This window comes from Vreelandella vilamensis (assembly GCF_031451755.1).
GTDB lineage: Bacteria > Pseudomonadota > Gammaproteobacteria > Pseudomonadales > Halomonadaceae > Vreelandella > Vreelandella vilamensis.
Genome location: NZ_JARWAN010000045.1, coordinates 1 through 8,218 on the forward strand (window position 1 = coordinate 1; position 8,218 = coordinate 8,218).

Below are 8,218 nucleotides of genomic sequence, written 5' to 3' on the forward strand. Positions count from 1 at the left end.
ATACGTCGTTCGATAGCCTCAACGCGCCCACCATGCAGACGTAAAGCGCTAAATAATGGCCCTACCACTGCCGCGATGAATGAGGCGGGCTGAGGACTGACCCCAGCTTTCCTCGCCCCCTGAAGTTCAGCGATAGCCAGCAAGCTCAATGTTACTTCCCGGTCGAAGAAGTAAACGCCTGGCTGGATGCCAAGCTGGCCAAGCGAGGTGCTGCATGATGACCTTGCAACGCTCACCAGTGCCGTTATATGCTTTGCTCGCTGGCGCAAAATCGTCAGCCGGGTTTAGCGGCCCGAATACTTCTAGGCGCACCAGCGCCCCCATTGACGGCGCTTTTTTAGTGCCCGTCAGTTATGGCGGCTGTGCGTGGGACACCTTCGGGTGTGCCGGTTTCCTAGAGTGCCGGTCCGCTAACCTGCGTACAGTCGCCCCCACAAGTTGTTTAGCGGCAACCGGGGACGACTCCTCAACTCTAGGAGTCTCACCCATGGCACAACTACGCCTATCCAACCTCATTACCCGCAGCCTACAAGGCCGCGCCAGCGCTCACCGTGCGATGGCCAAAAGCGCCCTATTTGCCGACTCAAGTGCGCGTACCCGCCTAAACCGTTACAACTCCCATATCCAGAAAGCCGAAGCGCTAGAAGCCCGTCTCGTCGCTGAGCAGCGCGGGGAGGTGCAGGCATGAGCCGCGTTAAGCCACAACTCGACAAGCTAGAAGACCTTTTCGGCACCATTAGCGGCCTAACTGGCATCATTAAAGATGACCTATGCCGCAATGACTGCGAAGGCGAAACGCCCACCCTGAGCAATCACCATATTGGCTGCCTATTATCTGCCATAGATGAACTCGCCAACCGTGGCTATTGCGCCCTAGACGCCGCTGACCGTGCCTCGCAAGATCAGGAGGCGCGCACATGAAACCCCACGCCCAAAACCTAAACCTTCCCGTTAAAGACTTCACCGTTTACGCCTTCGCTGATGATGCGCCTCACACCGTGCGCGCTGATTGCGACCTGGCAGCGCTAAAGCAAGCCCCCGTGCCTTGTTACCTCGTCGTGGAATACCCCAACCCAAAACCGGGCCAACGCTTTTTAGCCTTAGCCACCGCCGATGACGTGTTTGAGATACCCGGCGGCCATTGGAGCGATGACGCTGCCAGCGCCGTGGCAGCACTCAAGCAACACCGGGCCGATATTGACGATCACCAAGGCAAGCGCAAGGGGGCAGTAGCATGAATACCAATATCACCGACACCGACCGCGCCAACATCGCCAGCGCTGAGCGCCTTGGCAATATCCGCACCATGAACCAAGCCACCGCCGCGATGGATGCCATTGTTGACGCATTGAGCGATGAAAACATGGAGACACGGCACCGCACGCGCACCGGCCTTCATGTCGCGCTGCGTTTGGTATCTGAGTCTTTAGCTGAGCGTTCCAGTTTCCTGACTGAGCAGCAAGAAACGCTTGGTTTTGGAGACGAGCTTTCCACCGTCGAGATGACGAAGGAGTGATCTATGGCCGCTATCACGGCAAAAGAAACCCGGCGTGGAGAGCGCCGGGCAAATAGTCAGTACGAATCAGAACGGTTGAATTGTACCACCATCGAGCAGGCGTTAGGCGATGCCTTGGCCGCACACGGCACCACTGGCCTGGCGATCCGCGCCGATGGCGATATTCACCGCTTTGATAGTGCCGACAAGCCCGGGGGCAACCGGAATGGCTGGTACGTTTGCCCGTCGCTGGAAGTCGCTGTTTTTGGCTTTTGGCATACCGGCGAACAGCACACCGTAACCACCGGCGGAAAGAGCGACCCCGCCGCCGCTGCCGAGGCCCGGCTGGCTTACCAGCGCGCAAGGGAACAGCGCGAAGCCGAGCGCCGTGCCCAACAAGCCAAGACAGCCGAGCAAGCGCGCCGCTGGTGGGCAACGGCTGGCGCTGCCGACCCATCACACCCTTACCTTGTGACGAAGCGCCTAGCGCCGTATGGGTTACGCCAGCGAGACACCATGCTGCTGGTGCCGCTGTTCTATGACGGAGAGCTGGTCAACCTTGAGCGCATTTACCCGGATGGCGCCAAGAAGGCGCTGTTTGGTGGGCGTGCGAAAGGCGTGGCCGGGCTGATAGGCCACCTGGCTAACGCTGAGCGCGTGCTAATAGCCGAGGGCTGGGCCACCGCCGCCGCGCTTCACGAGGCGATGGGCGTGCCGGTCGTGGTAGCGCGCAATGCCGACAACCTTGAGCCGGTTTCCCGCCGTTTGCGCCAGCGCCTACCCGATAACGTCGCTATCACCCTCGCCGCTGATGATGACCGTTTCACCGAAGGAAACCCCGGTATCACCAAGGCCCGGCTGGCTGCGCTCACCATTGGCGCCAAGGTGCTGATGCCCACGTTCTGCGCTGACTGTTCGCGCTGTACTGACTTTGCCGACGTGGCCTTGTGCCGTAAGGAGCGTGGCCTATGAGTTGGACACCCGAAGCGAATGGCGATCTGTTTGGTGGCGTGGCCGCTGAGCAACCACACAACCACACTCAACCCCACAGGGCCACTAGGGCCATTAGGGCCAACGCCGACAACCACGGGCCTCAGAGCGTGGCCCTGGCCTGGCCCTCACCCAGAGCCACAGGGCCACAAAGCGAGGCAAGCGCGCCTGATGCTGGCGCTGATGGCGGCCTGGGCAGCGAGCAAGACCCCGAAGCGATGGACGCCGCGCCTACCGATCCGGGCCGCGTAAAACGCCCGAGCTTTGCCACCTACCCCGCGCACACGGTATTCGGGCCGCCCGGCCTTTACTACCACGGGCAACGTCAGCCAAAGGGCGATGGCGACCCCGAGCCGTTTGATACGTGGCTATGCTCGCCGCTCGAGTGTAGCGCGGCCACCCATGATGAACGGGGCGACAATCACGGGCTGCTGCTGCGCTTTAAGCCGCCCTATGGCCAATGGCGGGAATGGGCGATGCCGTTACACCTGCTCAAAGGCAGCGGCGAAGAAATGCGCGGCGAACTGCTCAACATGGGCCTACGCATCAACCCCGACGCCCAAAAGCTGCTTAACCGCTACCTGGCGCAATGCCTACCCGATGACCGCGTTATTGCCGCGACGCGCGTGGGCTGGCACCAACTGGAAGAAGGCCGCGTATTCGTTATGCCGCGCCGTACCCTGGGCACTGCCAAGGTAGCCGATAAGATCACCTTCCAAAGCGAGTACGCCGGGCAGGATGATTTTATCGCCGCTGGTACGCTCGAAAGCTGGCGTCAGCATATCGGCGCGCTATGCAGTGATAACCCGCTGCTGGTGCTCGCTGTATCCACCGCGCTCGCCGGGCCGCTGTTGCACCTATGTCACCGCCAATCGGCTGGCGTTCACTTGGTGGGCGATTCATCCAATGGCAAAACCACCGCGCTCGAGGTAGCGGCGAGCGTGTGGGGAGGCCCGGACTTCAAGCGCACCTGGCGCGCCACCGGCAACGGGCTAGAAGGTATCGCCGCCGCGCTAAGTGATACGTGCCTGATATTGGATGAAATCGGCGAGGCCGATGGCCGGGAAGTAGGTAGTACCATTTACGCCCTGGGCAACGGCACCGGCAAGGCCCGCGCCAACCGCAACGGCACCGCACGGCAGGCCCGCCGCTGGCGTATCGCGCTGCTTTCCAGTGGGGAGCGCAGTCTCGCCGCCCACATGAGCGAGGCAGGCCAGCGACCCAAGGCAGGCCAAGCCGTTCGCCTGCTGGATATACCCGCCAAGCGTGCGCACGGCGCGTTCGATCACCTGCACCACATGGAAGATGGCCGCGCCTTCGCCGATCACCTCAAAAGCGAGATCACCCGGCACCATGGCCATATTGGCCCGGCCTTTATCGAACGGCTGATTCGAGAGCCGCGTGATTTACCTAGCGAAGTCGATAGGTTTAGCAAGCTACCCCAATTCGCCACCAACCACCCGCTACATGGCCGCGCCGCTAAAGCGCTGGTGCTGATAGCGTTGGCCGGGGAATTGGCCACTGAGTATGGCCTGACCGGCTGGCGCGAAGGCGAGGCAATCGAGGCCGCCGCTGGTGCGCTGCAAGGCTGGAAAACGCTGCAAGGTGGCGTGCAAACCGAGCACGAGCAAATACTGGCTAACGTGCGCGCCTTCATCGAACGCCACGGAGATAGCCGGTTCAGCGACGTGGAAGGCGATCCGCGTCACACGCCCACCGTTCACCACCGCGCGGGCTACTGGCGAGACCACTCAGAGGGCCGTATCTACCTATTGACCCAAGACGCGCTCAAAGAGGCGCTGAGCGGTTTTGACGTGCGCCGTGGGCTAGACGCTATCGAGGCCGCTGGCTGGCTGGCAGAGCGCCGCCCCGATCACCGTTCTGTGCGTATTCAGATTAACGGCAGCCGCAAGATGCTTTACGCGATCCGCGCCGATGAAGGAGACCGCCATGAGTCTTGAGCGCCTTTATCAGAAGTACGCTGGCACGGCTGAAACCACAGCGCCAGCCGCTAAGTGGCCCTATGGCCCTGACTCAGAGCCACCCCAGAGCCAGTCTGAAACCCGCATGGTTGTGGGCGCTGGCCCTGGTGGCCCTGATGGCCCTGGGAAAATAAAGAGGCAGGAACAAAAGACCTTGGCCACCCCACTCGCCACCGGGCAGGAAGTGGAGACCATTCTCGCCAACCTTCACAGCATGGGCCATGACCTTGGGGAAGTGGAGCCGCTGGCGCGTACCGTTATGCGCAACCTGACCCGCGCCGCCGCTGCCGAGTTGGCCGCCGTGTTAGATGATCTGTTTCAGACTGCCCCAAGCGCTGATGTGGCAAGGAGCCAATGCCACCGCGTGCTAAGCGATCCGCAAGCGCTAGACGCTGCCCGTGCCTGCTGGCCTAACTTAGCGAGCTTGCCCCATGCCAGTACGTCAACACCCGCAACCTCGGCGCCCGTGGTCGATCATGCTCCGCGCTGGCTGCGCTATATCCGCGCTCACTGCCCGCTGGTGCCAGAGGATGAAACCCACCTTCGCCGTTACCTAGGCAACCAAGCGCCTGATGCCGTAATGGGAGCCGCACAGCGTTACGTCACCACCTGGCAGCAAGCCGCCAAGGCAGAGCCAAGGCAAGCCGCCCGCGACAATGCAGGCAGACGCGCCGCTAACACGGCACTACGGGGAGGTAATCATGCTGGATGAAGCCCAACAAGAAGCTAAGCGCCTGGCTGCCAGCCTGCGCAGTATCGACCGTGCCACCGCAGAGAGCGCCCATGCCGTATCGCTAGCGCTGCAATCTAACCCCAGCCACAGCGCGCTAATGGGCGCCGCTGCGACGTTGGAGACTATCGAACAGCAACTACCACCGGGCACGCTTGCCTCGCTTGTGCATGTACGCCTGGTACGCCTGCAAGGGCTGGTGAACGCCATGCTCGACAATGACCAACCACCCGCCGCGTAAGGAGCCGATACCATGACCATCACACGCGAAGCACTGACACACGCCGCTGAAACTGGCGCCGGTCTGGATCACTTAACCGCCGGGCAGGTATGGGCCGCGCATAAGCTGTGCGTACCCCCAACGCGATTACAGAAACCACTGGCCAGCCACATTGCCACACTGTTGGATAACGTCGAACGCAAGGCCCGCGATGCCTTCTTTGGAGGCGTGTAGCGTGGCGATACCGATGCCATGATTGGCCGCGCTTATGATGAACAGCACCCGCCATTCCTCCGCCAGCCAACCCTCGACACGCTACGCGAGGGAATGGATAAACTCTTTCCCGGCCTCAAGCCCGCTGGCGTCGATGACAACGGCGAAAAGGTCTATGCCCTGGCTGATATTGCCCACGCCCTGGAAGTCAGCGAAGCCGAGCTATTGGAGCACGCAGAGCAGCGGGGAATGACAAGCCAACTACAGCGCCAGTCAGTACATCGGATTCACTGAGCAACGCACCACCACCCACGCCCTGGCACTTGCTGGGGCTGTTTCGTTTCAGGCGCCAATGTTGAGAAATGTTGAGGTTTAGATGCCGCTTAGACGTTGAAAACTATGAAAAAATTTTGTTTAGCAAGCATCAGAAAAGGTAAGAATGCTGCCCAGTGGTTGATAGGGCAAGTTGGCGCTTGTTTTAGCACAGCATGAAGCATTTTAAGAGATATCTTACAGACAGGCACATCAAAAATGTGTAGACACTAGACGTGAGTCATTTTCAAAACTTGACTACCGTACTATAAGGCAGCTGATTTTATTAAATCAGCTTATATAAATGTTACATGCTTTGAGGTATGCCAACATGCCAGATTTTATTTTTGGTTCTGATAGTAACGACGAAATAAGCTTGGACAACGACGGTGGGATTCTTGGTTTTGCAGGTGACGATCTGCTTATAGCCGAACCTGCTCCATATAATGCACGGCAAGCTTTTCTCATCGGCGGTGAGGGTAATGATTCCTATGTCTCTACCGGTAGCTTTACTACAATCGTTGACACCTCTGGTTGGGACGCTGTTTATCTATCAGGACACGGATACGACTATGCTGGAGCCTTTATAAACGGCGAGGACCTGCTGCTGTTCAACGAGTGGACTGGGAATACCATCTTTATTTTGGATGCCAAAGGACGCGGTCGAATCGAAACGTTTGAGGCTGAATTTGGACCACCTATTAGTGCTGAAGAACTTGAGGCCAATATCTACGCAGGTGGACTTGGAGATGTGACCTATCAGGAATTGGCAGCGGTAACTCCCGGATTTACCGCAGAACTTTTTGCGGCGGCAAAAGAAGTAAACACTGCTTGGGCTGACCTGGACTGGGAAAGCGTATGGCGCACGGTCAACGAACGTGGCGATACCAGCCACGATACGATCGCCGAAGTGATGAATACTCACCTGGTTAGCCAACTTTCGCCCCAAGCCGTACAACAATGGAATGCTGATGGTGGATTGGAAACGCTAAAGACCTGGTCGCTTAAAGGAGTTGATAAGTTTATTGAAGAGTCTTCACCTAGCGTATCCAAAAACCTGGCTGAAAACATAGCTTTGCTATACGAAGCAGCACTCGACCGCATGCCAGATATCGGAGGCCTAAACTATTGGATAGAGCAAGCTGCGGCAGGTTTAAGCACAGCCCAGATTGCCAATTCCTTCATAGATTCACGCGAGTTTCAGGAAAGGTACGACGCTTCGACGGACGAGGCGTTCCTATTCCAGCTATATGCAAATGTACTAGATCGGGCTCCCGACGCTTCAGGTCAGGATTACTGGATAGATAAAATGAACCAAGGTATGTCCCAAGCCGAAGTCCTAAACCACTTTGCTATTTCAGAAGAAAATCAGACAAACGCCTCTTGGCTTTCTGGCTTGCAAGAAACTGATAACGGCTGGGTCGTATAAAAAAATCGAAAGTTATTAACCCGACAATCTTTAATGTATGCCACAGACCCCATAAAAAATGAAACATGAAAGGGTATTATGGTTAATCTTTTTGATTGCTGGGTTAATAATACCGCCGAAGCCACCATTCGCCTTGAGAACGAACTTTGCTCCGGTCAGAAATATAACCAGAAGCCACTTCTTAACCCTTTATAACGTGCAGTAGAATATCTATATCACCGCCATCCGTGAGGATCGCCACATGAGCAAGTACGACTGGGAAAGTATTCACTCAGACTACCGAACAGGCCAGTTATCGGTAAGAGCTATTGCGGCCAAGCATGGCACGCACGAGGCCACTATTCGCCGTCGCGCTAAGGTTGAGGGCTGGCAGCGCGACTTAACGCAGCACGTCCGCACTGCTACCGTCAGCAAATTGCTACGCAGCGAAACAACGCACTCAACCGCGAACCTACCCGACGACGATCACGCCTTGGTGGAAGCCGCCGCCGATACGAATGTTCGCTTGGTGCTGGAACACCGTGAGCAGATAGCCCGCTGGAAAGGGATAGCCAGCAAACTCGCTATTACCTTGGCCGACATGGACGTGACAGAAGATAACGTCGCTGACTTCGCACGCACGCTGAACAGTGGCGTCGATGCGCTGGGTAAGTGTATTCGTCTAGAGCGCCAAGCGTTTTCTATGGATTCCAAGGAGCAGGATCACGAGCCACCAGAGCGCCGTTTAACGGATGACGAACTGGAGGCGCGCATTATCCCCCTCTGTCAGCCTTGTTGTCCGGTTGGCGATATCGCCTAAATTCAATCCAGGGGGAGCGGTATGGAATTCATGTGCCACGTTATTCTG

At 57.8% G+C, this 8,218-nt stretch carries 12 protein-coding genes; all 12 read left to right on the forward strand.

Translation table 11 applies throughout. The features are described 5' to 3' along the window. Positions 1-487 precede the first annotated feature (487 nt). Positions 488-688 carry a hypothetical protein gene (locus tag QC823_RS15845; RefSeq protein ID WP_309657308.1) on the forward strand — a complete coding sequence of 67 codons (201 nt, stop codon included), beginning with the start codon at positions 488-490 and terminating at the stop codon, positions 686-688. Further along, a complete protein-coding gene (locus tag QC823_RS15850) occupies positions 685-921 on the forward strand; it encodes a hypothetical protein (protein ID WP_309657309.1) in 237 nt (78 codons plus the stop codon). The genes QC823_RS15845 and QC823_RS15850 overlap by 4 nt, the downstream gene beginning before the upstream one ends. Next, the gene (locus QC823_RS15855) at positions 918-1,238 is read left to right on the forward strand and encodes a hypothetical protein (protein WP_309657310.1); all 321 of its coding nucleotides are present in this window, start codon (positions 918-920) and stop codon (positions 1,236-1,238) included. Before QC823_RS15850 ends, QC823_RS15855 begins: the two co-directional genes overlap by 4 nt. Then, positions 1,235-1,516, forward strand: coding sequence for a hypothetical protein (locus QC823_RS15860; RefSeq protein WP_309657311.1), 282 nt, complete (start codon positions 1,235-1,237; stop codon positions 1,514-1,516). The genes QC823_RS15855 and QC823_RS15860 overlap by 4 nt, the downstream gene beginning before the upstream one ends. Before the next feature lie 3 nt (positions 1,517-1,519). Then, positions 1,520-2,467 carry a toprim domain-containing protein gene (locus QC823_RS15865; RefSeq protein WP_309657312.1) on the forward strand — a complete coding sequence of 316 codons (948 nt, stop codon included), beginning with the start codon at positions 1,520-1,522 and terminating at the stop codon, positions 2,465-2,467. After that, positions 2,464-4,446 carry a DUF927 domain-containing protein gene (locus tag QC823_RS15870; RefSeq protein ID WP_309657313.1) on the forward strand — a complete coding sequence of 661 codons (1,983 nt, stop codon included), beginning with the start codon at positions 2,464-2,466 and terminating at the stop codon, positions 4,444-4,446. Before QC823_RS15865 ends, QC823_RS15870 begins: the two co-directional genes overlap by 4 nt. Continuing rightward, positions 4,436-5,179, forward strand: coding sequence for a hypothetical protein (locus tag QC823_RS15875; RefSeq protein WP_309657314.1), 744 nt, complete (start codon positions 4,436-4,438; stop codon positions 5,177-5,179). The genes QC823_RS15870 and QC823_RS15875 overlap by 11 nt, the downstream gene beginning before the upstream one ends. Next, positions 5,169-5,438 carry a hypothetical protein gene (locus tag QC823_RS15880; RefSeq protein WP_309657315.1) on the forward strand — a complete coding sequence of 90 codons (270 nt, stop codon included), beginning with the start codon at positions 5,169-5,171 and terminating at the stop codon, positions 5,436-5,438. The genes QC823_RS15875 and QC823_RS15880 overlap by 11 nt, the downstream gene beginning before the upstream one ends. Positions 5,439-5,450: 12 nt before the next feature. Further along, positions 5,451-5,651: a hypothetical protein gene (locus QC823_RS15885; RefSeq protein ID WP_309657316.1), complete on the forward strand. Its 201-nt coding sequence runs from the start codon at positions 5,451-5,453 to the stop codon at positions 5,649-5,651. 18 nt (positions 5,652-5,669) lie between these two features. Then, positions 5,670-5,924 (forward strand): hypothetical protein, encoded by a 255-nt coding sequence (locus tag QC823_RS15890; protein ID WP_309657317.1) that lies wholly within the window; start codon positions 5,670-5,672, stop codon positions 5,922-5,924. A gap of 349 nt (positions 5,925-6,273) precedes the next feature. Continuing rightward, positions 6,274-7,371 (forward strand): DUF4214 domain-containing protein, encoded by a 1,098-nt coding sequence (locus QC823_RS15895; protein ID WP_309657318.1) that lies wholly within the window; start codon positions 6,274-6,276, stop codon positions 7,369-7,371. Positions 7,372-7,612: 241 nt separating this feature from the next. Continuing rightward, positions 7,613-8,170 carry a hypothetical protein gene (locus QC823_RS15900; RefSeq protein ID WP_309657319.1) on the forward strand — a complete coding sequence of 186 codons (558 nt, stop codon included), beginning with the start codon at positions 7,613-7,615 and terminating at the stop codon, positions 8,168-8,170. Positions 8,171-8,218: the final 48 nt, after the last annotated feature.

Excerpts from the sequence above, each read along its gene's own strand:
- QC823_RS15845 (WP_309657308.1), top strand. The coding sequence starts at position 488 with ATGGCACAACTACGCCTATCCAACCTCATTACCCGCAGCCTACAAGGC.
- QC823_RS15850 (WP_309657309.1), top strand. The coding sequence starts at position 685 with ATGAGCCGCGTTAAGCCACAACTCGACAAGCTAGAAGACCTTTTCGGC.
- QC823_RS15855 (WP_309657310.1), top strand. The coding sequence starts at position 918 with ATGAAACCCCACGCCCAAAACCTAAACCTTCCCGTTAAAGACTTCACC.
- QC823_RS15860 (WP_309657311.1), top strand. The coding sequence starts at position 1,235 with ATGAATACCAATATCACCGACACCGACCGCGCCAACATCGCCAGCGCT.
- QC823_RS15865 (WP_309657312.1), top strand. The coding sequence starts at position 1,520 with ATGGCCGCTATCACGGCAAAAGAAACCCGGCGTGGAGAGCGCCGGGCA.
- QC823_RS15870 (WP_309657313.1), top strand. The coding sequence starts at position 2,464 with ATGAGTTGGACACCCGAAGCGAATGGCGATCTGTTTGGTGGCGTGGCC.
- QC823_RS15875 (WP_309657314.1), top strand. The coding sequence starts at position 4,436 with ATGAGTCTTGAGCGCCTTTATCAGAAGTACGCTGGCACGGCTGAAACC.
- QC823_RS15880 (WP_309657315.1), top strand. The coding sequence starts at position 5,169 with ATGCTGGATGAAGCCCAACAAGAAGCTAAGCGCCTGGCTGCCAGCCTG.
- QC823_RS15885 (WP_309657316.1), top strand. The coding sequence starts at position 5,451 with ATGACCATCACACGCGAAGCACTGACACACGCCGCTGAAACTGGCGCC.
- QC823_RS15890 (WP_309657317.1), top strand. The coding sequence starts at position 5,670 with ATGATTGGCCGCGCTTATGATGAACAGCACCCGCCATTCCTCCGCCAG.
- QC823_RS15895 (WP_309657318.1), top strand. The coding sequence starts at position 6,274 with ATGCCAGATTTTATTTTTGGTTCTGATAGTAACGACGAAATAAGCTTG.
- QC823_RS15900 (WP_309657319.1), top strand. The coding sequence starts at position 7,613 with ATGAGCAAGTACGACTGGGAAAGTATTCACTCAGACTACCGAACAGGC.